This window comes from Paenibacillus woosongensis (assembly GCF_030122845.1).
GTDB lineage: Bacteria > Bacillota > Bacilli > Paenibacillales > Paenibacillaceae > Fontibacillus > Fontibacillus woosongensis_A.
Map to the genome: position 1 here is coordinate 1,916,164 of NZ_CP126084.1, position 24,776 is coordinate 1,940,939.

General features: G+C 50.0%; 20 protein-coding genes. All 20 read left to right on the forward strand.

Features of this window, described 5'->3' with window-relative positions; genetic code table 11:
- The first annotated feature begins 24 nt into the window (after positions 1 to 24).
- The 20 genes from QNH46_RS08560 to QNH46_RS08655 all read left to right on the forward strand — a co-directional run bounded on the left by QNH46_RS08560 (position 25) and on the right by QNH46_RS08655 (position 24,760).
- A complete protein-coding gene (locus QNH46_RS08560; RefSeq protein ID WP_283927722.1) occupies positions 25 to 954 on the forward strand; it encodes a carbohydrate ABC transporter permease in 930 nt (309 codons plus the stop codon).
- Complete coding sequence (locus QNH46_RS08565) at positions 954 to 1,787, forward strand: carbohydrate ABC transporter permease (protein ID WP_283927723.1); 834 nt, start codon at positions 954 to 956, stop codon at positions 1,785 to 1,787. The genes QNH46_RS08560 and QNH46_RS08565 overlap by 1 nt, the downstream gene beginning before the upstream one ends.
- Before the next feature lie 56 nt (positions 1,788 to 1,843).
- Positions 1,844 to 2,818 carry a 2-hydroxyacid dehydrogenase gene (locus QNH46_RS08570; protein ID WP_283927724.1) on the forward strand — a complete coding sequence of 325 codons (975 nt, stop codon included), beginning with the start codon at positions 1,844 to 1,846 and terminating at the stop codon, positions 2,816 to 2,818.
- A 34-nt stretch (positions 2,819 to 2,852) separates the two neighbouring features.
- Entirely contained in the window at positions 2,853 to 5,183 is a 2,331-nt protein-coding gene (yicI, locus tag QNH46_RS08575) for an alpha-xylosidase (RefSeq protein WP_283927725.1), read from the forward strand.
- A gap of 305 nt (positions 5,184 to 5,488) precedes the next feature.
- Positions 5,489 to 7,072 (forward strand): DUF4127 family protein, encoded by a 1,584-nt coding sequence (locus QNH46_RS08580; protein WP_283927726.1) that lies wholly within the window; start codon positions 5,489 to 5,491, stop codon positions 7,070 to 7,072.
- Positions 7,073 to 7,193: 121 nt separating this feature from the next.
- Positions 7,194 to 8,315, forward strand: a complete 1,122-nt coding sequence (locus QNH46_RS08585) for an amidohydrolase/deacetylase family metallohydrolase (RefSeq protein ID WP_283927727.1) — start codon at positions 7,194 to 7,196, stop codon at positions 8,313 to 8,315.
- Positions 8,281 to 9,384: a DgaE family pyridoxal phosphate-dependent ammonia lyase gene (locus QNH46_RS08590; RefSeq protein WP_283927728.1), complete on the forward strand. Its 1,104-nt coding sequence runs from the start codon at positions 8,281 to 8,283 to the stop codon at positions 9,382 to 9,384. Before QNH46_RS08585 ends, QNH46_RS08590 begins: the two co-directional genes overlap by 35 nt.
- 1 nt (position 9,385) lies before the next feature.
- Positions 9,386 to 10,141 (forward strand): 2-dehydro-3-deoxy-phosphogluconate aldolase, encoded by a 756-nt coding sequence (dagF, locus tag QNH46_RS08595; RefSeq protein WP_283927729.1) that lies wholly within the window; start codon positions 9,386 to 9,388, stop codon positions 10,139 to 10,141.
- A complete protein-coding gene (locus tag QNH46_RS08600) occupies positions 10,134 to 11,150 on the forward strand; it encodes a sugar kinase (protein WP_283927730.1) in 1,017 nt (338 codons plus the stop codon). The genes dagF and QNH46_RS08600 overlap by 8 nt, the downstream gene beginning before the upstream one ends.
- A gap of 9 nt (positions 11,151 to 11,159) precedes the next feature.
- The gene (locus QNH46_RS08605; protein WP_283927731.1) at positions 11,160 to 11,876 is read left to right on the forward strand and encodes a GntR family transcriptional regulator; all 717 of its coding nucleotides are present in this window, start codon (positions 11,160 to 11,162) and stop codon (positions 11,874 to 11,876) included.
- A 206-nt stretch (positions 11,877 to 12,082) separates the two neighbouring features.
- Complete coding sequence (locus QNH46_RS08610) at positions 12,083 to 13,099, forward strand: glycoside hydrolase family 130 protein (RefSeq protein WP_283927732.1); 1,017 nt, start codon at positions 12,083 to 12,085, stop codon at positions 13,097 to 13,099.
- A 154-nt stretch (positions 13,100 to 13,253) separates the two neighbouring features.
- Complete coding sequence (locus tag QNH46_RS08615) at positions 13,254 to 14,567, forward strand: extracellular solute-binding protein (RefSeq protein WP_283927733.1); 1,314 nt, start codon at positions 13,254 to 13,256, stop codon at positions 14,565 to 14,567.
- A gap of 116 nt (positions 14,568 to 14,683) precedes the next feature.
- On the forward strand, positions 14,684 to 15,559 hold the full coding sequence (locus tag QNH46_RS08620) for a carbohydrate ABC transporter permease (RefSeq protein WP_283927734.1): 876 nt from the start codon (positions 14,684 to 14,686) through the stop codon (positions 15,557 to 15,559).
- Positions 15,560 to 15,577: 18 nt separating this feature from the next.
- The gene (locus QNH46_RS08625; protein WP_283927735.1) at positions 15,578 to 16,408 is read left to right on the forward strand and encodes a carbohydrate ABC transporter permease; all 831 of its coding nucleotides are present in this window, start codon (positions 15,578 to 15,580) and stop codon (positions 16,406 to 16,408) included.
- Between the two features lie 53 nt (positions 16,409 to 16,461).
- Complete coding sequence (locus QNH46_RS08630) at positions 16,462 to 18,267, forward strand: sensor histidine kinase (RefSeq protein ID WP_283927736.1); 1,806 nt, start codon at positions 16,462 to 16,464, stop codon at positions 18,265 to 18,267.
- Positions 18,257 to 19,846, forward strand: a complete 1,590-nt coding sequence (locus QNH46_RS08635; RefSeq protein ID WP_283927737.1) for a response regulator — start codon at positions 18,257 to 18,259, stop codon at positions 19,844 to 19,846. The genes QNH46_RS08630 and QNH46_RS08635 overlap by 11 nt, the downstream gene beginning before the upstream one ends.
- 56 nt (positions 19,847 to 19,902) lie before the next feature.
- Complete coding sequence (locus QNH46_RS08640; RefSeq protein ID WP_283927738.1) at positions 19,903 to 22,218, forward strand: glycoside hydrolase family 3 N-terminal domain-containing protein; 2,316 nt, start codon at positions 19,903 to 19,905, stop codon at positions 22,216 to 22,218.
- 81 nt (positions 22,219 to 22,299) lie between these two features.
- Positions 22,300 to 22,539: a hypothetical protein gene (locus QNH46_RS08645; RefSeq protein WP_155609261.1), complete on the forward strand. Its 240-nt coding sequence runs from the start codon at positions 22,300 to 22,302 to the stop codon at positions 22,537 to 22,539.
- A gap of 230 nt (positions 22,540 to 22,769) precedes the next feature.
- Positions 22,770 to 24,176, forward strand: coding sequence for a right-handed parallel beta-helix repeat-containing protein (locus tag QNH46_RS08650; RefSeq protein WP_283927739.1), 1,407 nt, complete (start codon positions 22,770 to 22,772; stop codon positions 24,174 to 24,176).
- Positions 24,173 to 24,760 carry a nitrous oxide reductase accessory protein NosL gene (locus tag QNH46_RS08655; protein ID WP_283927740.1) on the forward strand — a complete coding sequence of 196 codons (588 nt, stop codon included), beginning with the start codon at positions 24,173 to 24,175 and terminating at the stop codon, positions 24,758 to 24,760. Before QNH46_RS08650 ends, QNH46_RS08655 begins: the two co-directional genes overlap by 4 nt.
- Positions 24,761 to 24,776: the final 16 nt, after the last annotated feature.

Consider the following 24,776-nt stretch of genomic DNA (forward strand, 5'->3'; position numbering starts at 1 on the left):
ACACAGTAAATAGGGGGAGAAGTTATGTCCCATAAATCAGCAGTGAGCGGGAGCAGAGAACAGTTCCGTAGAGCCAGGTGGTTCTCATCTTGGAATAACTACTTGTTTGTTGTACCTGCTTTAATATTTATGGTTGTATTTATCGGCTTTCCGCTGCTCTATAATCTCATGTTGAGCTTTCAGAATGTCAATGTGTACAATTTGAGCGGCAAGCACGACTTTATTGGATTGTCCAATTACATGAAATCATTAAAAGATCCGGTGTTTTACACCGCTCTCCAGAACTCTGCAGTATTTACCGTGCTCAGTATCTTTTTCCAATTTACGATCGGATTTGCGCTGGCTTTGTTTTTTAATCAGAAATTTCCGGGACGTAATCTGTTTCGTTCTCTGATGCTGCTGGCCTGGATGCTGCCGGTAGTCATTAGTGGAACGATATTTCAATGGATGATGTCCGGCGATTTCGGAGTTATCAATTATTTTCTTCAAGCCTTGGGAATTATTGACCAGCCAATCAACTGGCTGAGCGAAGGCAGCACGGCTTTGCTGAGTACGGTCGTGGCCAATATCTGGATCGGTATCCCGTTTAATATGATTATTTTATTGTCCGGACTGCAAGGTCTGCCTGAGCATCTGTACGAAGCCGCCAAGCTGGACGGAGCGAACCGTTTGGTGCAATTTCGGCATATTACGCTGCCGCTGATGCGTCCAACGATTCTTGTGCTGATGATCCTGGGCATCATCAATACGTTTAAAGTATTCGACCTCATCTTTATCATGACCGCAGGCGGGCCAGTAACGTCCTCGACAGTGCTGCCGATTTACGCTTACCAGTTGTCCTTTGCGACGCTGGAATTCAGTCAGGGTGCCTCGGTATCCATGATTATGTTCTTGATTCTAATCGTTATTTCTATCGGGTATTTGAGAATGTCGAGTAAGGAGGAGGTCCACTAATGGCGAATTCTAGATGGCGAATGGGCGGTTCGACCTTCATCGGCATTCTGATCATGATTGTGTTTCTTTTCCCGGTATATTGGATGGTAAAAACGTCAATCACGCCGGTGACGGAGCTTTATCACAATCCGCCGCATATATTGCCGGTAGGGGCGACATTCGAATCTTACATTAATAACTTTGTTCGCAACCAGGATATGGTCGGCTACATCGGCAACAGCTTTATTATCGCTATAGGGACGATGGTTCTGTCGCTGCTGCTGGCGATCCCGGCTGCCTATGCACTGGCACGGCTCCCGATCAAGGGCAAAGGCCTCATGATGATTTCCGTGCTATCGATTCAGATGCTGCCCGGCATTATGATGGCGATGCCGCTCTATATTATGTTCTCTAAGGTGCAACTGATCGATAATTTTGCTGGATTGATATTTGCGGATCTCATCCATTCCCTGCCGTTTGCCATTATTACGCTGCGTCCATTCTTTCTGGCGCTGCCAGGCGGGCTTGAGGAAGCCGCGATGATTGATGGCTGTAATAAATTTTCTTCGTTTACGAAAATCATTTTGCCGCTGGTCATGCCCGGACTTATGACGGTTGCTGTATTTTGCTTCCTGTTCGGCTGGGGGGACTTCATCTTCGCATTGACATTGACGACTAGCAATTCAGTTCGGCCGCTGACTCTAGGGCTGTACCGGTTTATCGGCCAATACGGCACGGAGTGGAACAATCTGATGGCGGTTGCCACGATTGCGGCATTGCCAATCATCGTTATTTTTATCTCCATGCAAAAATACGTGGTTGGCGGGATTACGGCCGGTTCTATGAAAGACTGAGCTAACGGGAGCAAGGCAAACGAAACGGGATGAGGAAGAGAGTAGGGGGAGCTGTGATGAAACCACGGATTTATATCGCAAGGGACTTGCCGGAGCCCGTGGCCTCTTATTTAGAAGAGCATTGCGAGTGTCGATATTGGCAGGGGCCAGGGGATATATCCGAAGAGCAGTTGGCGGAGAAGATCGGGGATGCAGAAGGCTTGCTTGTTACAGCAACCCCAATTGGGCAAGCGGTGCTTAGAGCAGGATCGAGTCTCCGTGTCATAAGCAATCTATCGGCTGGCTACAACAATTTGGATCTTAGGGCGTTGCAGCAACGTAAACTGATCGCTACCCATACCCCTTACGTGCTGGACGAGACGGTGGCTGATCTGGCCATGGCGCTTCTGCTGGCGGCGGCGCGCAGAGTGACTGCTATGGATCGCTTAGTCAAGAGAGGCGGTTGGGTCAAGGGAATGGATGCCGAGCTTTACGGTCTCGACGTCCATCACAAGCGGCTTGGTATTATCGGCATGGGGCGGATCGGTGAAGCTATTGCCCGCCGCGCGGCGCTGGGCTTTGAAATGGATGTGGTCTATTACAATCGGAGCCCCAAGCCGGAGGCGGAGGAACGCTTTGGTTTGCGCTACTGCTCTATGGATACGCTGTTGGATACTTCAGATTTTGTACTTCTGATGACGCCGCTTACGCCTGAGACGAAGCATCTTATGGGCAAGGCACAGTTTGCGCGGATGAAGAGCAACGCTATTTTCGTCAATGTATCGCGCGGTGAAAATGTCGATGAGGAGGCCTTGATCTATGCACTGCAGCAGGGGCAAATAGCCGGGGCTGGCCTTGATGTATATGAGCATGAACCTATCTCGGTGGAACATCCGTTATTGCAAATGGACAATGTGGTCACCTTGCCTCATATCGGTTCGGCTACAGCCGAGACGCGGCTAAACATGGCGTTTGCGGCGGCGAGAAATTTAGTGCATGCCTTAACCGGACAAACGCCGGTACAGATCGTTCCCGAGCTACAGCAGCAATAATTAATAAATATACAGCATATTGGAGGAAACAGAGATGAAATTTACTGATGGGTACTGGCATGTCAGACCAGGCGTTACACTGAACTATCCAGTAGAAGTCCGAGGTGTCAGGACGGCGAAGGACAAGCTTACGGTATTAGCCTCTTGCAAAAAAATCATCACGCGCGGAGATACGTTGAATACGGCTATTTTAACCGTTAATTATACTACACCGATGCCGGATGTCATTGCGGTGGAATTGGTACATCATGGCGGACGTCTGCCGAAAGGGCCGGAGTTTGAGAAGCTGAGTTACGGCGATGTGGAGGTGCAGATCGAAAACGGCGCGGATATCGCCAGTTTGACGAGCGGAAGACTTCGTGTGGAGGTACACAAAAACGAAGGTTGGAGTACGCATTTTCTATACGATGGCAAACGGTTGACCGGCAGCGGATATAAAAGTCCGGGCCACATCAAGATGCCTGATCAAACAACCTACATGCGCGAGCAGCTCGATTTAGGCGTAGGAGAATATATTTATGGTCTTGGGGAACGATTCACCCCTTTTGTAAAAAACGGGCAGGTTGTCGATCTATGGAATGAAGACGGCGGGACCTGCAGTGAGCAAGCCTACAAAAATGTACCGTTTTATTTGTCCAACTACGGCTATGGCGTTTTTGTCGATCACCCGGAGCGCGTATCCTACGAGGTAGCGTCTGAAGTTGTCTCCAAAGTACAGTTCAGTGTGCCCGGCGAAACGTTAAAATATTATATTATCGGCGGAGCCAATTTAAAGGAAGTCCTGAATAATTATACGAAGCTGACGGGGAAACCCGCCTTGCCGCCGGCTTGGTCTTACGGCCTCTGGCTTACGACCTCTTTTACAACGAGCTATGATGAGGATACGGTGACCAGCTTTATCGATGGCATGAGCGAACGGGACATCCCTCTTCATGTGTTTCATTTCGATTGCTTCTGGATGAAGGAGTTCCATTGGTGCGACTTTGAATGGGATCAGGAAGTATTCCCCGATCCTGAGGGGATGTTGAAGCGTCTCAAAAGCAAAGGCCTGAACATTTGTGTATGGATAAATTCCTACATTGCCCAGCAGTCTTATTTGTTTGACGAAGGCAAAGCCAACGGCTATCTCGTGAAGACAAAGGACGGCGATGTATGGCAGTGGGACAGGTGGCAGGGCGGTATGGGGCTGGTTGATTTTACGAATCCGGCAGCCGTGCGTTGGTATAAAGATAAGCTGAAGGCATTGCTGGATATGGGCGTAGACAGCTTCAAGACTGACTTCGGGGAGCGGATTCCGACCGACGTAGTATATTTCGATGGCTCCGATCCGGTAAAAATGCATAACTATTATACACATTTGTATAATAAAGCGGTGTTCGAGGTGCTTGAAGAGACCAGAGGAAAAAATGAAGCTATGCTGTTTGCACGCTCGGCTACGGCAGGCGGCCAGCAATTCCCGGTACACTGGGGAGGGGACTGCTCGGCGACATATGTCTCGATGGCAGAAACGCTGCGCGGCGGATTGTCGCTAGGTATGTCCGGCTTCAGCTTCTGGAGCCATGACATCGGTGGTTTTGAGAATACGGCGACGCCGGATCTGTACAAGCGTTGGACCGCGTTTGGGCTGCTGTCAACGCATAGCAGGCTCCATGGAAGCCAATCTTACCGGGTGCCTTGGCTGTTTGACGATGAAGCTAGCGACGTGCTGAGGCACTTTACACATCTGAAGGCTACTTTAATGCCGTATTTGTTTAGGACTTCTGTGGAGGCGACGAAAACGGGTGTGCCAGTGATGCGTTCCATGGTGCTGGAATTTACGGAAGACCCGAACTGCGATACATTGGATCGTCAATATATGCTGGGCGATTCCTTCTTGGTGGCTCCAATATTCAATAGTGAAGGCACTGCAAAATATTATCTTCCCGAGGGACGCTGGACGAATTACTTAAGCGGGGAAGTTATGGAAGGCGGGCGCTGGATTCAGGAGCAGCATGATTATTTCAGTCTGCCGCTGATGGTCAGACCAAACAGCCTGATCGCGGTAGGAGCAAATAAACTGGTGCCTAACTATGATTATGCGGACGGAGTGGCCTTGCATCTGTTCGAACTGGGCGACGGTAAAAAGGCATCCACAGCTGTGTACAATACAAAGGCGGAACTGGAGCTGGAAGTGAGCGTCGAGCGGATTGGCCGGACGCTTACGGTGACAGCAAACGGCACGGCTAACAAGCCTTGGGAGCTGGTACTGCGCGGAGTAACGGAAGTGAAGTCTATTGCAGATGGAACGCAATTGGATGGGCCTATGGGTCTGCGCATTATTCCGGAGGCGGGTACGCAGAAAATCACCATTGAATTGAATGCTTAAATCGTCATGAATACTATCCAAGTTCATCTTGCTGAAGGGAATAGCATCTTTCATGTCCGTTGAGCTCGGAGTTAACTTGCGTATTCAATTAAAGACCTCGTCACTTGACGAGGTCTTTTAGTTGGCCTTCATTATTTTTTGGGATAATATCGTAATTTACTAGGATATTTCTATAAAGCAGTGAGGGCTAATATAATAGGTAAAGGTATTTTTCAATTATGAAACCGCTTAAATTAGATGAGGCGTAAATTGGCGGAGTCGATCATGTGCAACGTTTAGTTTGATAAAGGAGATGAACTAACATCATGTCAAAAGTCGTATACCTGCCGTTAGACGAACGACCGTGCAACTATCTGTTTCCCCAGCAGCTTGCCAAAATGACCGATCTGCAGATGGTTGTTCCCGAACTAGCGATTCTCGGCAACAAGAAGAAGCCGGCTAATACAGCGGCAGTCAGGCAATGGCTGCTGAAGGCGGCGAAGGATGCCGATGTGCTGCTCGTATCCATCGATATGCTGGTATATGGAGGGATCGTTCCATCCCGGCTGCATCATTTGTCCCTGGAGGAATGCATGCGCCGAATTTCTGTACTGGGTGAAATCAAACGCTCCTATCCCGAGATCAGCATTCATGCCTTCAATCTCATTATGCGGGTGCCAAACAACAACAAAGATGAGGAAGAGCCCGATTATTACAAATTTCATGGGGGGCAAATTTTTAAATATAGTTATTTGACGGACAAGTCGGAACGCGACAACTTATCCGATGCGGAGCAGCAGGAGCTTGATGGCCTGCGGGAAATGATTCCAAGGCAATATCTGAATGATTTCATCGAGCGCAGAGCGGTTAACCAGGGGATCAATCACTATGCATTAGAGCTGGCGCAATATGGCATTATCGATCATTTGATTATTCCGCTGGATGACAATTCCCAATACGGCTTCTCCCCGCGAGAGCAGCAGATGATGATTTGCCGGACTCAGGAATTGGATATTATGGACCGCGTCATGATTTATCCAGGTGCCGATGAAATCGGGTGTACGATGCTCTCGCATATATTTTGCCAACTTAAAAACTATCAGCCCGAAATATTTGTGCGTTATTCGTCCACTCAGGGACCGTTTATTAAGCCAAAATACGAAGACCGGAGCCTAAATGAGAGCATCAAATCGCATTTGACCGCTTCAGGTGCCGTGATGGCGGATCATTCCCAGGAGACGCCGTTAGTGCTGGTTGTGCATTCCCCGGCTGTCGACCAGGCGGGCATGGCGGAGCAGATCCCGTTCAAGGACAGACATCGCTCTTACTTCTCCGAAATTCATTACCGCGAGATTGTGGAGGCCATGCAAAATTATTTGCGCAAAGGGAAGCTGGTTGCCCTGGGTGATGTCGCAACCTGTAACGGCGGCGATCCGGTGTTAATAAATCTGCTGAAGCAGAGGGGACTGCTGGATCAATTGACAGCCTATGCCGGCTGGAATACTTCGGGCAACACGCTTGGCACGGTCATCGCTCATTTTATTATCATTTCTTATTATATGGAGCGTTTGGAGAGCGGAAGCGGGAACAAGGCAGAGAATAGCAATGACATCCTGAAAAGTATCGTTTTGGAGAGCCGCAAATTTTACTACCATCGTCTCGTCGAGGATTTTATTTATCAATCTTTGGTTCGTCAGGATATGTTGGAGAATGATTTGCCGGGCTTGAACGCGAGCTATTACGTGATTGAACACTGTCTGGATGAAGTGCAGGCAATACTTGCCGCTAAAATGAACAGCGCTGTAGCGCAGTATTTGGGCGACATAAAGGAAGGCCGCATCAGGCTCGGAAATTTGCATTTTCCATGGATTCGAATGTTTGAAATCGGATTTGAGCTGGCAATCGACTAGTAGGACAGAATAGGCACACCGGATTTAGTCGGAGACAAACATTATAACGTTATATTTACTTTCCGGCACAGGCGTGTTAACTTAAACATTATAATGTTTAAAACGGAAATGGGTGATAGTTTTGAGTGATTCAAGCGATAGAATCGTGCTTCGCGATGTAAAAAGGGTGAGCGGTGAGACAATCGACATAGTCATCGAGGATGGCAGGATTGCGGAAATTACCGCCGCCGGTAAAGGAAACGGGCAATTGCTGGCCAATGTTGCGGGCGCTTATGTGTCGAGCGGCTGGATTGATATGCATGTCCATGCTTTTCCCGAGTTTGATCCCTATGGGGATGAAATCGATGAAATCGGCGTGAAGCAGGGAGTTACAACGATTGTCGATGCCGGGAGCTGTGGCGCAGATCGGATTGCCGATCTGATATCTGACAGCATAAGGGCCAAGACGAAGGTGTACGCTTTTTTGAACATTTCGCGGATCGGATTGTCTAGAATTGATGAGCTGTCCCAGCTGGAATGGATCGATAAGGAACAGGTCAAACAGGCAATAGCAGTATACGAAGATTTCATCGTCGGACTCAAGGCGCGGATCAGCAGAAGTGTCGTCGGTGACAGCGGCTTGGAGCCGCTTCGTATAGCCCGGGAACTGTCTGACGACACGGGACTGCCGCTTATGGTGCATATCGGTTCAGGACCTCCGGATATCCAAGAGGTAATTCCTCTTTTGCAGCGAAAAGATATCATTACGCACTATCTTAATGGGAAGACGAACAATTTATTTGATGCGGAAGGCCATCCGCTGCAAGTATTGAACGATGCGATAGCGAGGGGTGTTCATTTGGATGTTGGCCACGGGACGGCCAGCTTCTCCTTTCAGGTGGCCAAAGCGGCCAAGCGGCACGGAGTTGGGCTGCATACGATCAGCACCGACATTTACCGCGGCAACCGGCTGAACGGTCCGGTCTACAGCATGGCTAACGTGCTGACCAAGTTTCTCAGCTTGGGTTATTCGTTAGAAGAGACGATCGATGCGGTTACCTGCCATGCGGCTGATTGGCTGGGCAAGCCGGAGCTGGGCCGGATTCAGGCGGGGGATGCCGCCAACTTGACGTTGTTTACATTGGAAGACGAACGGGTGGAACTGGTTGATTCCGAAGGAGAGCGAAGAGTCGCGAACCGACTTATTACAGCTAAAGGAGTGGTTACAGGTGGGGAATACATTGAATGCGAAGTACGGGCTTAAGCGGGTTATTAATGCTAGCGGACGGATGAGCATCCTGGGCGTGTCCGCGCCGAGCGATACGGTTATGGAGGCGATGAAGCAGGGCGGGCAAAGCTATGTCGAGATCGCCGATCTGGTGGACAAAGCAGGAGATCACATCGCGCGGATCGTTGGATCGGAAGCGGCAGTAATCGTTAACTCGGCATCCAGCGGGATTGCCCTCTCAGTAGCGGCCATAGTGACTCAGGGCAATCACCGCCGCAGCGAGCGTCTGCATCAGGAGATCATCCCCAAAAATGAGATCATCATTTTGAAAGGGCATAATGTGCAATACGGCGCTCCTGTAGAGACGATGGTTTATTTGGGCGGCGGCAGGCTGCTGGAGGTAGGCTACGCTAATGAAGGCCGGGCCGAGCATATCGAGGATGCGATCACTGACAAGACCGCAGCTATCCTTTACGTAAAATCACATCACGCCGTGCAAAAAAATATGATTTCGGTGGAAGAGGCCTGGGAGGTTGCCCAACGCAATGGAGTTCCGCTTATCGTGGATGCGGCGGCGGAAGGGGATCTCCAGAAATACGTAAAATGCTCTGATCTGGCGATTTACAGCGGCTCCAAAGCCATTGAGGGCCCAACATCAGGCATCGTTGCCGGTAAAAGAACCTTCATCGAGTGGGTCAAAGTTCAATTGCATGGAATTGGCCGCAGCATGAAGGTGGGCAAGGAGACGTCCTTCGGCTTGCTGCAGGCACTGGATGAATACATGGTGAAGGAAGACAAGAGCGAGCAGGAGAAGGCGCTGCTGGAAGCATTAATGCCATTAAATGATATCGCCGGAGTTCATGTATCGATTGTGCAGGATGAAGCAGGGCGGGCGATTTACCGCGGCCGGATTCAGATCGATGCGCATCAGGCTGGCATCACCGCCAAGGAAGTCGCGGAACGGCTGCAGAACGGTGAGATTGCCATATATACACGGGACTACGGCGTTCGCCAAGGGTATTTCGATATCGACCCGCGGCCGCTGCTTGGAGATGACATTGTCGTTATCGAGGCTAAAATACGCGAATTAACAGGGGGACGTTAATATGTCACAGATCGCCAAACGGTTTTACAAAGGCAGAGTCGCATTAAATGTACTGGCCAAGGACGTGGAAAATGCCAAGGAAATATTTGAGGCTGCGGAAGGATACGTACTGGTTGGCGTCCTATCCAAGGACTATGCAACAGTGGATGCAGCCGTAGCGGCCATGAAGCAATACGGCCGGGAAATCGATGAGGCAGTTTCGATCGGGCTCGGCGCCGGTGATAACCGTCAAGCGGCAGTGGTGGCGGAAATTGCTAAACATTATCCTGGAAGCCACATCAATCAGGTATTTCCTGCTGTCGGGGCTACCCGGGCCAATCTCGGGGAGAAGGACAGCTGGATCAACAGTCTGGTATCACCAACGGGCCGGGCAGGATATGTGAATATATCAACTGGGCCGATTAGTGCGGCAGGCAGTGAACCGGCAATTGTGCCAATTCGCTCGGCGATTTCCCTCGTCCGCGATATGGGCGGCAATGCCCTGAAGTATTTCCCGATGGAGGGGCTGAGCCGTGAAGAGGAATTCCGTGCCGTAGCCAGAGGTTGTGCTGAGGAAGGTTTTGCCCTCGAACCGACGGGCGGCATCGATATGGATAATTTCGAGGCTATTCTGCGGATCGCCTTGGAAGCGGGAGTTCAGCAAGTGATCCCTCACGTATATTCTTCAATCATTGACAAGGCATCGGGAAAAACGAATGTCCAGGATGTACGCGATTTACTCGCGATCATGAAAAGGCTGGCTGATCAGCATGGCTAAGCGGATAGCCGCCTTTGGCGAGGTTATGATGCGTCTGCAGGTGCCAGGGTATGATCTGCTGTCGCAGGGCAATACGCTGCACTATACGTTTTCCGGTACCGGTGTTAATGTTGTCTCGACGCTAGCTAGATTCGGACATACGGGGAGCCTAATCTCCCGCTTGCCAGCCAATTCGTTGGGCGAGGCCGCCAGAGCCTATTTGCGCAAGCTGGGAATTTCCACATCATCCATTCTAGAGGGCGGAAATTATATCGGCATGTATTTCCTGGAGAATGGATTCGGCGCCAGACCCAGCCGCGTAACCTACAGTAACCGCTTGGACAGCAGCTTTAATACAGCTCCTGAGGGTGTGTACGATTATGATAATATTGCCCGGGGAATGGATGCGATTCATTTCTGCGGGATAACGCTGGCGATGAATGATGGCGTCAGGCAGCATATGAAAGCGCTGGCTCGTGCGCTCAAGGCGCAGGGAGGCCTCGTTGTTTTCGATTGCAATTATCGGCCTTCTCTGTGGGGCGAAGGCGGATATGCCCAGGCAAAGCCGCACTATGAGGAAATGCTGCGCTTGGCAGACATCGTGATGATGAACGAAAAAGACGCCATCTGCACTTTGGGGATGAGCACACAAAAGGAGCATCGCGAAGAGCAGCTTAAGGAGCTCATCCCTTTCGTTGCCAAACAATATCAAATCCCGGTTATCGCTGGTACGCACCGCTCCATCCATGGCGACAATTCGCATTCCTTGCGCGGGTTTGTGTACAAGGATCAGAGTTTCACTTTTTCGGATATGCTGACCTTTTCCGTCTATGATAGAATAGGAGCTGGGGATGCCTTTGCGAGCGGGATTATTCATGGCGAACTGGCGGGTTTCCTGCCAGAGAAGACGGTCGCGTTCGCGGTGGCGGCGGGCATGCTGGCGCACACGGTATCAGGCGATACCCCTATGTCAACCGAAGAGGAAATACTGCGGGCGATGACAAGGCCCGCTGGCGATGTAGAAAGGTAGTGGAAATAAGTGAGCTTGTCCAGAAAGGATAAACCGCTATATTTGCAAATCAGGGATATTTTGAAGGATCGGATCTTGCACGGCGTTTACCCCTTAGGCCAGAACATCCCTTCGGAGCCGCAATTGGAGCAGGAATTTTCCGTGAGCAAAATTACCGTTCGAAGTGCGATTCAAGAGCTTGTCCAGGAAGGGTATCTTGAAAAAGGCAGCGGAAAAGGAACCAAGGTCATTCGCAATAAAGCGGCTTCCAAACTGTCGAAATGGAAGCACTTCACCGAAATTTTAGTAGAGGAAGGGCATCGCATCCAAAAGCAGTGGCTTCGGGCCGAGACGGTTCAGACCGAAGCGGATGCCGAGCTGCGCCGCTTATTTGGTGAACACTGCTTCAGGCTGGAGCGGGTGTACTTTCTTGATGAAAGGCCATACGTTTACTATACGCATTATTTGGCGATGGCTATGGGCGAGCTGGAACTTGCCGATTTAAATGCCCGATCCTTGTACGAACTGCTGGAAGAGCACAATATTTCTTTGGATCGGCTGCGCGATGAGTTCTCGGTTGCCGTGCCTCCGCCGGAGGCGGAAGCGATTCTGCAGCTTGAGGGCAAAGGGATGCCGCTGCTCAAGAGATCCCGTTATTCTTATGACGAGCACGGCAAGGTTAGGGAATACAGCATCGGATATTACAATACAGAGCTGCAAAATTATATCGTAAATTATGATGTGTAATATGGTATCAGTAACTGTTGAAAAGGCTGTTCCCGTATGCGGTTTTCCGCTGCGGGGGCGGCTTTTTTCATACCTGTGAATGCGCCGAAAATAATACCCGCATTATTCAGATGTTTTCGAAAGTTTATAGGATATTTTGTACCGAAGCACCGGTCTATAATAGCCCTATACACAAATATAAAGGGCTTTCATAAGGAGGCAGACCGATGAAAATTACAAGACATCCGGATAATCCGATTGTGGTTCCGGGAGGATATGAATGGAGGAAGGTCACCGTATTCAATCCGGCGGTAATTATTGATAACGGTAAATTCTACATGATTGAGCGTACGGCAGGCTCGCTCACACCTTGCAAAAACTACCTGGGGCTTCTGGAAAGCGAGGACGGCGTAAACTTTACGCATGTGAAGGACGAGCCTGTCCTTACCCCAGACATGCTGGGTTTCCCATACGGAAGCGTGCAGGATCCCCGGATCGTGAAAATAGATGATACCTTCTACATGAACTATGCACTGCGGCCTTGCGCAATGAGCTATTATCCGACAGGTGCAGGCATCCCGGAGCGTTCGATCCCTACGTATCCTGACGGCTGGGGAGAGCAGGAAGGTCATTGGCTGACCCGCTCATCGATCGTTACCTCCAAGAATCTGATTGACTGGGAGTTTCTTGCGGACACGACGCCGCTGGATATTAATGATCGGGACAATATCCTTTTCCCGGAAAAAATCAATGGCAAATACGTCCTGCTGCGCCGTCCGGAGGAATATGTGGGCGAAGCCTATGGCACCGAGAAAGCGGCCATGTGGATCACTTATTCGGAGGATCTGATTCATTGGGAGGAGCCAAAGCTGCTCGCCAAAGCGGAGAACATGGCCTGGGAGTCGAGAAAAATCGGTGGCTCCACGCCGCCAGTCAAAACCGATCGCGGTTGGCTTGTCCTCTATCACGGGGTGGATGATGACGTCGTTTACCGGGTAGGCGCTATGCTGCTGGATCTGGACAATCCGGAGAAAATCATAGCCCGCACGAAGAATTTCATTATGGAGCCTGAAACATATTATGAGAAATTCGGGTATCAAATTCCAAACGTTATTTTCCCGACGGGCAATGTGGTGAAAGATGGCTTGCTGTATATTTATTACGGGGTTACGGATACGGCGATTGCGCTGGCTACGGTGCCTCTGGATGATCTGGTGGATTATATTTTAAACGAACCACAATAAATATCAGCTGAATATTTCGGATATAATCGAAGATTTGTGGGATACAGCCTGAATGAAAACGTTTTTATACTAAATGTATAGCAGATGCAAATAAATAAAGTACACATCTGTTAGGCAGCACTAGTCTTTCAATCATAAGAAAAGAGGGTTGGGTATGGGAAAAACAAACAAAGGCAAAAAAGCAGTGCTTCTCGGCCTGGTCGCGATGCTCGTTCTGCTAACAGCAGCGTGCGGCAAGGACAACGCAGCGGGAGAGAACAACAAAGGAGCGGCGGAAGCGGAGACAATCACCTTGACTATGATGCATCCTTGGACTTCGCCGAACGTGGACAATGAAGTCTACAAGGCCCGGATCGCCGAATTTGAGGAGCAGCATCCGAATATCAAAATCAAACAGGACGGCGTGCCGGCAGCGCAGTACAAAACCAAGCTCCGTACGTTAGCCGCGGCTAACAATTTGGCGGATATCAACGTAGTATGGCCGGGAGCGGATCTAGACCCGCTCGTAGCAGGCAACTTGCTTGCACCAATCAATAACATGATGGAAAACTGGGCCTCCATTTTGCCGGACAGTGCTTTGGATGGATTCAATGTTGATGGCCAGCAGTATGCCATACCGACAAAGCAAACGTTCGTGGACATTATCTATTACAACAAAGAAATGTTTGCACAAGTAGGCTATGATCAATTCCCAGATACCTACGACAAATTCATTGACGCGGTGAAGAAACTGAAGGAAGCGGGAATTACCCCGATTTCTCTAGGGAACAAGGAACAATGGCCGCTTCAATCCTCTTACATCTCCATCATTGGTGATCGCTATACAGGCAGTGATTTCCTGCCGGGCGTGCTGGAGAAAAAAGCGGAATTTACCGATCCTGGATTCGTAAAAGCGCTTGCGGTCATCGATGAATTGACCAAACTGGGAGCCTTCAATACGGATGCCAACAACATGGACTCCGTACAAGGACAGGATTATTTCATCCAAGGCAAAGCGGCGATGCATATTTCGTCCTCGACAGTCGACGGAAGAGTGCGCATCAACAACGATGAAGGGGACAAATTCGGCATTGCATTGTTCCCGAGCGTAGAAGGCGGCAAGGGTGATCCGGTTAAAAGCGCCGGCGTCGTTCAATACGGCATTGCCATCAAGAGCGGACTGGATGAGAAAAAACAGCAGGCAGCCGAAGAGTTCCTGAAGTTTTTCGTAAGTGAGGATTTGTATAAAGAATTGATCCGCAACGGAATTGTCGTTCCGGCGAAAGTAGATGTACCGGAAGATGCCAGCAAATATTTGAAAGAGATGCTGGCATTAACGGGCAACGGAACTGCTCCGGTATTTGATAGCGTTATTCCGACACAGGTGGTCGATGTGCTGCAGAACGGATTGCAAGCGCTGACCATGGGCAGAGGAACGCCTGAAGAGCTGGCTAAAGAAGTTCAAGAAGCCTTTGACACGATGAATTAGAAATCTATTTTATATGATTCTGTCATTCAAATCCGACGTTGTGAGAAAACCCGAAACCCGGGTTTTCTTCATTCATCGGGATTGAAAGCAGGATAAGAACAAAGGAGGAACCCCTGATGCAAACATTAAGAGGAACGAAGCTGGCGATATTTTTCGGATTGTTTCCTGCCTTGTTGATTTACTTGGGAATAGCCATCGTTCCGATCGGGTTGTCCTTATACTACTCCGTGATGAACTGGAATGGTATCGGGTCGATGGCGTTTGTCGGCATCGATAATTACGTAAAGATTCTGAGCAATGCCACCTTCTGGCTGTCCGTGAAAAATAACGTCATTATTATGGTTACCGGCTTGATCGGCCAGCTCCCGCTTGGTTTGCTGCTGGCGCTGTTGCTAAGCCGCGGGCTTCGAGGCTCCGGGTTTTTCCGGACGATCGGTTTTATGCCTGTCGTAATTTCCTCCGTTATGGTCTCCCTGATCTGGGGAATGATTTACAACACGGAGTACGGGATGCTGAACAATCTGCTTGCAGCTGTAGGCTTGGAGAGCTGGCAGCAGAACTGGCTTGGCGATGATAAATGGTCGATGCTGTCGATCAGTATCGCTTATATTTGGCAAAACTGCGGACTGTATATGGTTATTTTTCTGGCTGCTCTGCAAAGTATACCTGATGAGGTCAATGAGGCAGCAGAACTGGACGGAGCTACCGGATTCAAACGGACGATGCGGATTACAATTCCGATGATCCGCAGCACCATTATGGTGTGCGTCGTCTACAGTATCAGTAATTCCTTCCGGGTATTTGACCTTATCCAGATTTTGACGGGCGGAGGTCCGGCGCATCAAACCGAGGTTATGACGATTTATATGTACAACAGTGCTTTCATGAACATGCGCTACGGTTACGGCAGCGCGGTTTCCATTCTGATTTTGCTGTTCAGTCTCGTTGTCATTTCAGTAATGAACCGGCTGGGCAGTGAGAAAGATGCTTAAGGAAAGGAGGTATAAGCCGTGAAGAAGAAGTCTGGGCTGTTCCAGTTATTCGCATACACATTTCTGAGCCTGTTCGCTATTATGAATATAGTTCCTCTTTTTTGGATGGTGGTTAACTCCTTGAAGAAAGAACAGGAGTACGCGGCAAATCCGTTTTCGTTCCCGACGAGCCTGCAATTTTCGAATTACATGCAGGCGTGGAAGGTTGCCAACATGGATGTGTATTTTTTCAACAGTATTCTCGTTACTTTTGTCTCCTTGATTGTGACTGTATTATTGGGGGCATTGGCTGCTTATTTTCTATCCCGGTTCAAATTCAAGCTTCGCGGGCTGACTTACAGCTTATTTCTGCTGGGGATGCTCGTCCCGATTCATGCCACATTGATTCCGATTTTTCTGATTATGCAGAAGCTGCATTTAATTGATACCTATTTGTCGCTGATTTTGCCGTATACGGCATTTCATTTGTCCTTGACCGTTTTCATTCTGGAAGGCTTCATGAGAGGATTTCCTAAAGATATGGAAGAATCCGGCGTGATGGACGGGGCGGGGATATACCGCATATTCTGGTCAATTATTTTGCCGATTACGAGGCCCGCACTGGCCACGGTCGTTATTCTGAATTTTATCTACAATTGGAACGAATATTTATTTGCACTCGTGTTGATCACATCATCCGAGTTTAAGACGCTGCCGCTCGGACTCGCCAATTTTGTCGGCATCGAAACGGCAAGTTTGACTTTGCAGATGGCCGCGCTGACGATCGCCCTGATTCCGATTATTATTTTCTACCTGCTGCTGCAGAAGCAACTGGTTAACGGAATGACGGCGGGAGCTGTGAAGGGCTAATTCTAAGCTGATGCAAAGGCCGGGCCGGGGTAGCGCAGGAAGGAGAACAGCTAATGGGGACAACCATGGGAAGGCTCCTGGGCAGCTTTGGCTTAAAGCGAAAAGCGCTTGTCATTTTTCTGCTCTTTGTCATTCTGCCTACCTTTGGCGTTGGTGTGGTTGTGCAGTATAAGTTTAATGAGATATTAAGAGAACAATTTATCAATTCTACGAAACGCAATTTGGATAACGTCACTAATCAGCTTGGCGAGCAGACCAAAATGGTTGAGGATATGGCCAACTATCTTATTCTTAGCCCAGATATGCGTATGTTCCTGCGTACCTCTCCACCGCTCAGCAGCGAACAGAGAGCGGATCTCAAGCGAAACATCGAAGGTTTTCTGACGTTTCAGCTGATGTCGAGAAGCTATATCCGTTCAATTGAAATATCCGGGTTCAACGGCAGTTTCATCGAGATGGGTGAACCGTTCAGCGGAGATGAGACGAAATGGGAGCGGCAGGCGGATGACCGCAAGGGAGGCATCGTTTGGACGGAAGGCTATAATCTGAACAGCGACTGGTATGGCGATGTCCGAATTATGTCCATGTTCCGCATTCTGAATTCCTATAGCCAAATCACAAAGCCGGTTGGCAGGCTAACGATCCGGATGGATGAGGCGAGCATTGTTCATCTGCTGGAAAAAGGGATATTCAAGGATGGGGCGGGCACGGTATTTATTGTTGGGGACAAGGGCCAGCTAATTCTCGGCTCCAAGCTTCCCCTGGCGGATGATTTCATTCCAGGTAAGGACTTGCTGGACAAGCTGGCTACCAGCAAGGGAGGATTTGTGACTTATCTTGTTCAGGGCGAGCGCTACCTGGCGTTGTACCAAGGAATCGAGAACACGGGCTGGAAAGTGATTGCCATGATTCCGGAGACCACCGTGGCAGAGGAGTTCCTGGGCGTGAAAGTGATTATGGTGGTTATCCTGACAGCTATTCTGCTGCTCGGGCTGACGGCGCTCATTGGATTTCATTATACGATTATCTTGCCGATCCTTCGCTTGAAGAAGGAAACGAATCGCGTAATGCATGGGGATTTCAATGCCCGTGTACCCGTGAATTCCCGCGATGAAATCTCTGAGCTGAACCGCAAGTTTAACGAAATGGTCTTTACGATCAAGCAGTTGATCGATCATAAATACAAGCTGGAGCTCCGGGAACGGGAATCCGAGCTGAAGCTGATGCAAAATCAGATGGATCCTCATTTTCTATATAACACCTTGGATATGATCCGCTGGACAGCGCGGCTGGAGAATGCTGCTAAATCCAGTCAGCTGATTGAGATGCTGTCGAAGTTTTTCCGCGCCAGCGTGAATAATGGCAGCTATCAGACTACGCTGCGCAAGGAGCTGGAATTTGCTCAATCGTATTTGTATTTGCAGCAGCGCCGCCTCGGAAACAAGCTGAAGTATTCATTATATGCGGAGGCTGATATTGGGGACGCGGTAACACTCAAAGCTACGATACAGCCCTTGGTTGAAAATTTTATCAAGCATGGCTTCGACCGCAATAAAAAGTTTGCCGAAATTAAAGTAAGATGCTACAAGGCTGGGGACGAAATTTGGGTCGATGTGATCGATAACGGAAAAGGCATGGCGCCGGTAAGGGAAGATGAAGTGCGAAGCTCGCTGCAAAATGGGGGCAAATCCGGCAGCAGGGAGGGAGCCATGAATAACATCCATGAGAGATTATCGATATTTTTCGGACGGGACTATGGTTTGGAGATTATAAATAACTCGGCGGAAGGAATGCGGGTGCGGCTCAGATTCCCTTGCACAACAGCCGACAAGCATGGTGGTGAACAGCATGAGCGATAAGATGATGCCAAACAACAGACGGATCAGGATGCTAATTGTAGATGACGAGCCTGTCATTTGCGAAGGCCTTCGCTGCACGATCAATTGGGACGAACTTGGCGTTGATGTTGTAGGGGAAGCCTACGACGGGCAGGAAGCGCTGCGGCTGGTACAGGAGCATGATGTTGATTTTCTGCTCTCCGATATCCGAATGGAAGGCATGGACGGCCTGCAATTGGCCGAACAGCTGATGCAGCGGTTTCCGAGAGTTAGGATCATTATAATCAGCGGTTACGAGGATTTTGAATATGCTCGTCAGGCGATTCGGCTGGGTGTCAGCGATTATTTGCTTAAGCCGGTTGATATCGAAGAACTAACCACAGTCGTAAGCAAGGTTGTGGCCAGCATTCATAAGCGGGAACAGGAAGGAGCCTCCGAGGAAGCCAAGCTGTGGCTGCTCGATATGTTTCGTCATGGGAGCGCATACAGCAAAGAAGCACCGGCCTCGCTGCATGGGGTGCAGTTCCGTATTGTGGTGACGCAGCTGGATAATTTCTATGAAGGTTACGACACAATGCCGCCTGTTGAGTATAAAAAGATTCAGGATAGATGGCTGCGCATGCTTCATGGCTGTTTGCAGCGTTCTGAGCTGCAGCTGGTATCCGTTTTTTATCATGAGAACCTGCTGATCACGTTAATGCTGTCAAATGCGAAAATGGACCGGAGAGCTTGGGATGAGCTGCTGGCTGCCACCATCCTTTCCTTGCAAAAGGATATCGGCTTATATGGCGGTGCCTCGCAGCCCTATGATGATCTTGCCGATACTGCGGTTTATTGCGCCGAAGCAGCCGAGCTCCTGCCGTATTATGTTTTGGAAGGGGTTCCGTTCCTGCTTCCGGAGTATAGGGATAGGATCGGGACGAACCGGCAGCTGCCCGAGCTTGATATTGCAGGGCATGTGCAAGGAATAGTAGCCGCTTTGTTTAAGCAGGACTGGGATGAAGTGAAGGAGCAGGTCGCCTCGATGTTTCAATTTTTTCGGGAGAAACGCTTCCTGCTGCGGGACATCGTAAAAATTAATGAAGAGCTCTTTGCTTTGCTGCGCCAGCGGCTGCGCAAAAGCGGAATGACTGACTTAGAGTACGGGCATAAGGGTACCCCGAACTTGAACGTTTACAACTCTTACGCGGGGCTGGAGGTATTGGTCCTGGATGAGATTCAGCAGTTATTGCTGCTCATCGAAAAGCAGGGAATCGATAAGTCCTACTGGATTATCGAGAAGGCCAAGAAGTATATGAACGATCATTACCAATCGGATTTGAAGGCGTCCGAGGTGGCCTCCTGGCTAAAGATTACGCCTAGCTATTTCAGTTATATTTTCAAGCAGAGCACGGGCAAAGGCTTCACAGAATATATGAACGAGGCCAAAATCGATCACGCCAAACAGCTGCTGGCCACAACCCACGACAAGGTGTTCGAAATTGCGGACAAGGTAGGTTACAAGGAATATAAATATTTTGTATCTGTGTTCAAATCGTATACAGGTATGACACCTAAAGAATATCGCGGGTTAAGCGCCAGCAAGGATGCAGGAAAGTAAGCAGACGCGACTTCAACGCTAGGCTATTTCAGTATTTATGTGGGGTGATGCATAGGATGGAAAAGTACAAGATGTCCTCTGTTCCCGTAGAAGAGCGGGTACAGGACTTGCTGTCCAGGATGACGCTTCAGGAGAAGGTGGGACAGTTAAACCAGCGGATGTATGGATGGGATGCCTATGTCCGAAACGATGAAGGAATTGCACTTACCGAAGCCTTCAAGCAAGAGGTGGCCTTTGGCGGGGGCATGGGGGCGTTGTATGGATTATTCCGCAGCGATCCCTGGTCGGGAGTCAATTATGAAAACGGTATCACGGCAGCGGAAAGTGTGGAAACGGCGAACATGGTGCAGCGGTATGTTATAGAGAATACACGGCTGGGCATCCCTGTGTTGTTATCGGAGGAATGCCCGCATGGACACCAGGCGCTGGACGGTACGCTTCTGCCTGTTAACCTGGCTGTCGGCTCAACCTGGAATCCCGTGCTAATGCAGCAGGCTTATTCGCATGCAGCTGCGGAGATCAGAAGCCGGGGAGCCCATATCGGCCTTGTGTCGGCGCTGGATATTTTACAGGAGCCCCGCTGGGGACGATCTGAGGAATGCTTTAGCGAAGACCCTCATCTGGCAGCCCGTTTCACGGAAGCTGTCGTCCGCGGGATGCAGGGTGAGACGCTGGATGACATGGCTTCTCCAAATAAGGTTGCCGTTGTGCTCAAGCATTTATGTGCGCAGGGTGCGGCACAGGGAGGGCGGAATGCAGGGCCTGCTGTGATCGGGCAGCGCGAGCTGCGCGAAATTCATTTGCCGGCCGCGAGGGCTGGAATGGCTGCAGGGGCGGCGGGTTTCATGGCGGCGTATAACGAAATAGACGGCATTCCTTGCCACGCCAACCGGGAGCTGCTCACTGGCATTTTGCGAGAGGAATGGAAATTCGACGGGATCGTGATGGCGGACGGCTGTGCGGTCGACCGGCTGCTGGCGCTGACCGGAAGCCATGAATCAGCGGCCGCATTGGCCTTGTCCTCTGGCGTGGATTTGAGTCTTTGGGACACAGCGTTCTCCACATTGGAGAGCGCCGTGAAGCAGGGGCTTGTGTCGGAAGCGCTGATTGACCAGGCGGTAAGCCGCGTGCTGCTGCTCAAGTTCCGGCTCGGCCTGTTTGATCGGCCTTATAGCGAGAAGATGCGGGCGATTTCCGTTGTCGGCAGGCCGGAGTTTCAGCAAATAAATTTGCAGGTGGCGCGTGAATCGGCAGTGCTGCTGAAAAATGAAGGGAATTTGCTGCCCCTTGGCGAATCGGGCAGGCTGCGGCGGATTGCGGTAATCGGCCCCAATGCGGATCGTTTGTACAATCAATTGGGTGATTATACAAGCGTTCAGCGTAAAGGAACCGGGACAACGGTGCTGCAGGGCATTCGCATGTGCGCGCCGCAAGGCGTAGAGGTTGTGCACGTTTGGGGCTGCGGCATCCGCGATACATCAACGGCAGGCCTGGACGAAGCAGTGGAGGCCGCAAAAGGGGCTGATGTCGCTATTCTGGTGCTCGGCGGCAGCAGCGCACGGCAATTCGGAGGCGAATTCGACAGCAATGGAGCGGCGATCATCTCCGAGGGAAGTCCGTCTGAGATGGATTGCGGCGAAGGCGTAGATCTCGCGGAGCTTTCGCTTGGCGGATTGCAGCAGCAGCTCGCTGAGGCGGTCGCCGAAACAGGTACGCCCGTAGTGACGGTGATCATTCAAGGCCGGCCGCATGCGTTGTCCAGCATCGCTGAGAGCAGTAGTGCCTTGCTGTGCGGATGGTATCCCGGCACGGAGGGCGGTCGCGCGATCGGCGAAATTTTGTTTGGCCATGTAAATCCAAGCGGAAGGCTGCCGGTTTCGCTGCCGCGTTCATCTGCGCAGTTGCCCGTTTATTACAATCAGAAGGATCCAGGCCGGCCGCGTACTTATGTGGATATGCCTTCTGCTGCTCTGTATCCTTTCGGGTATGGACTAAGCTACACTACTTTCGAATACGGGCAGGTTGTCTTGTCAGAGCATGAAATTTCCACAGCCGCATTGGAAGAGGGAAAGCGGATTACGGCAACGGTATCGGTTAAAAATACAGGGGAGCTCAGCGGGGCGGAGACGGTTCAGCTATATATCCGGGCCAGCGAATCTGGGATTACCCGGCGGTTGGCCGAACTGAAAGCCTTTCGCAAAATCGAAATTCCTCCAGGGGAGCGGCGGACGGTTAGCTTCAGTTTAGGTATAGAGGAGCTGGGATTTTGGAACCGGGAGATGAAGTTCACTGCGGAGCCATGCCAGGTTGCCGTTCAAATCGGCGGCAGTTCCAAAGATACGGCTTCAGTGAAGTTGCAGGTGACGGGCTAAAAGACAAAAGGCAGCTGTCCAATCATGATGAATGTCTCCGCATATGATGTTAGTGGATATTATTTGAAAGGAGAAGACATTATGGGATTGTATGCGCACCATCATAAAGGAGGACATTGCTGTCCTCCGGGAGAGGCGATTATCGATCCTCCGCAGTATGTAGTGAACGATTATTTCCATCCCCAAATCGTCCCGGTGATTCATCCGATTCAAATCATCAATAAACATCATTGCGTCCCGGTTCCTCATCATCAGTATACGGTTCAAACTAAGGATGTTTTTTGTCCCACGGATTATCGTGCGAAGAAGGGCAAAAGATAGTTTGATATTTCCGAAGGCAGGAGCAGCTCTCAAGCAGAGCTGCTTTTTTCTGTGTCTGCGGCATATGGAGAAATATTAGATTGTCATAAAAATGACATAAAAAGAAGCGAAAATCGGCTAAAAGCGACTCTAATGGGCTATATTAGTGAGAAATGTAATAGATTATCATTTTAATCAAGTAGTTCTATACGTTTTCCAAGGAAAAAAAGGGGGCAATAGAAGTTAAGCTTATGAGGAGTAAAGGAGTTGCGCGATTTCTCGTCCTTGCGGGGCTGCTCCTGCTGAATCTAGCATTTGCCGGCACAGCTTCTCCTATATTGGCGGAGTCTTCGGCGAAGGATGAAACCTTCGAGCAGCCGGTGCCATCCCTGCAGCAACTGGTGGATGAAGCAGGGCCCGGAGATACCGTCGTGCTGAACGAAGAGAAATATACAGGCCCTGTCGTCATATCCAAGAGGCTGACTATCGAAGGCGGAAAGAAGGCGATCCTCTACAATAGCACTTCGGAGGCGGCGATTCGGATTGAGGCGCCCGAAGTTATCGTACGGGGAGTCAATATTCTGCAGGAGAACGCCGGCGAAGAAACTGCGGCCGTAGCAGTTCACGCCGATCAGGCTGTTCTTGAGGAGCTCAGAATCAAAACCGCCGGCTTCGGCATCATGCTCCGTGATGCGAACCATGCTCTGCTTCAAAGCAACGAAATCTCCTGGCTGCGCACAGAGAACGAAGCCGATGTGAAAATGGGCCAGAAGGGAAACGGCATCGATCTGTACAATTCGCATGACAACCGGATCAAGAAGAATACGATTGCCGGTATGAGGGACGGTATCTACCTGGAGAACAGCAATAGGCAGAAAATCGAAAACAATCGGCTGTACGGCTCGCGTTACGGCATCCATTGCATGTATGTGAAGGATACGCAGATAGTTAACAACCGGGGGGAATTCAACGTAACGGGCGCTATGATCATGGGCGTTAGAGACGCCTACGTAGCGGATAATTCCTTCGCGAAGCAAAGCCAGAACGTGAATTCGCAAGGCATTTTATTGTTCGATGTGCAAAATTCGGTCATTGAGCGAAATCTCGCCGAAGGCAACCGGGTCGGATTATATATCGAATTGTCCAAGGATAATCAAGTGATCGAAAATGCGATCGTTCGAAACTTCATCGGGATTCAATTCAAACAGGCCGAGGGCAACAAAATACAGGCCAACGATTTCGTGGCCAATGTCATCGAAGCGGAAGCGACCGACAGCAGAGACAATGAACTGTCAGGAAATTATTGGGATTCGGCGACTGGCCTGGATATGGATAATGACGGTATTAGTGATATCCCGTACAAAATCAATCCTTTCTATCAAGAGTTGATCGCAAAGACGCCCGCTTTTCAGCTGTTCTTCCAATCGCCGGGCATGACGTTTCTGAGCGGCATGTACAGCGATCACCAGGAACGCTGGACGACGGACCGAGCGCCACAAATGAAGCTGGCATCGGCTATGCTGCCGGTGCAAGCGGAAGATATTCAGGCTGCTTCGGATCCGGTCATTTCCGATCAAACATTAATTTTGATTATCGCTTCGATGCTGCTGGCAACAGCGGTTATAACCATACTATATTCGGGGGTATCCAAATCATGAAAAAATGGTCATTAGCCATAGTAATTATGCTTGCATTTACTTTTCTTGTCGGTTGCGGCCAAAACAAATATGCCGCGCAGGCAATCAATGAAGATGTCGATGTGTGCGCAGTGTGCAATATGCAGGTAAAAGACGACGCCTTTGCCACGCAAATCGTAACGAAGGACGGCAAAAGCTTGAAATTCGACGATCTGGGCTGCATGAATACTTGGAAGCAGGAGAACGGTACGGACAATATCGGCATGGACTATGTCCGCGACTATAACGACAAGGAATGGGTCGAGTTCAGCAAAGCGACCTATGTGTATGATGCTTCGATCCGCACGCCAATGGCCTATGGAATCGTCAGCTTCAAGGATAAATCCGCTGCGGAAGCCTTTATCAAAGAGCAAGGCGTGGGACAAATTCTGACCGCTAATGAGCTGGCAAACCATACATGGCAGCAGAGTCAAGATATGATGCATCATGATCACGGCGAGGCACACGGGCATGATGAAAGCCATAGCGACGAGCATACGGACGACCATAGCGTTGAGCATGGACAAGAGCACAGCGACAGCCATGACGACAGCAGTCATCCATAGAAGATGAGGTTAGAAC

Excerpts from the sequence above, each read along its gene's own strand:
- QNH46_RS08560 (WP_283927722.1), top strand. The coding sequence starts at position 25 with ATGTCCCATAAATCAGCAGTGAGCGGGAGCAGAGAACAGTTCCGTAGA.
- QNH46_RS08565 (WP_283927723.1), top strand. The coding sequence starts at position 954 with ATGGCGAATTCTAGATGGCGAATGGGCGGTTCGACCTTCATCGGCATT.
- QNH46_RS08570 (WP_283927724.1), top strand. The coding sequence starts at position 1,844 with ATGAAACCACGGATTTATATCGCAAGGGACTTGCCGGAGCCCGTGGCC.
- yicI (WP_283927725.1), top strand. The coding sequence starts at position 2,853 with ATGAAATTTACTGATGGGTACTGGCATGTCAGACCAGGCGTTACACTG.
- QNH46_RS08580 (WP_283927726.1), top strand. The coding sequence starts at position 5,489 with ATGTCAAAAGTCGTATACCTGCCGTTAGACGAACGACCGTGCAACTAT.
- dagF (WP_283927729.1), top strand. The coding sequence starts at position 9,386 with ATGTCACAGATCGCCAAACGGTTTTACAAAGGCAGAGTCGCATTAAAT.
- QNH46_RS08600 (WP_283927730.1), top strand. The coding sequence starts at position 10,134 with ATGGCTAAGCGGATAGCCGCCTTTGGCGAGGTTATGATGCGTCTGCAG.
- QNH46_RS08610 (WP_283927732.1), top strand. The coding sequence starts at position 12,083 with ATGAAAATTACAAGACATCCGGATAATCCGATTGTGGTTCCGGGAGGA.
- QNH46_RS08615 (WP_283927733.1), top strand. The coding sequence starts at position 13,254 with ATGGGAAAAACAAACAAAGGCAAAAAAGCAGTGCTTCTCGGCCTGGTC.
- QNH46_RS08620 (WP_283927734.1), top strand. The coding sequence starts at position 14,684 with ATGCAAACATTAAGAGGAACGAAGCTGGCGATATTTTTCGGATTGTTT.
- QNH46_RS08630 (WP_283927736.1), top strand. The coding sequence starts at position 16,462 with ATGGGGACAACCATGGGAAGGCTCCTGGGCAGCTTTGGCTTAAAGCGA.
- QNH46_RS08635 (WP_283927737.1), top strand. The coding sequence starts at position 18,257 with ATGAGCGATAAGATGATGCCAAACAACAGACGGATCAGGATGCTAATT.
- QNH46_RS08640 (WP_283927738.1), top strand. The coding sequence starts at position 19,903 with ATGGAAAAGTACAAGATGTCCTCTGTTCCCGTAGAAGAGCGGGTACAG.
- QNH46_RS08645 (WP_155609261.1), top strand. The coding sequence starts at position 22,300 with ATGGGATTGTATGCGCACCATCATAAAGGAGGACATTGCTGTCCTCCG.
- QNH46_RS08650 (WP_283927739.1), top strand. The coding sequence starts at position 22,770 with ATGAGGAGTAAAGGAGTTGCGCGATTTCTCGTCCTTGCGGGGCTGCTC.
- QNH46_RS08655 (WP_283927740.1), top strand. The coding sequence starts at position 24,173 with ATGAAAAAATGGTCATTAGCCATAGTAATTATGCTTGCATTTACTTTT.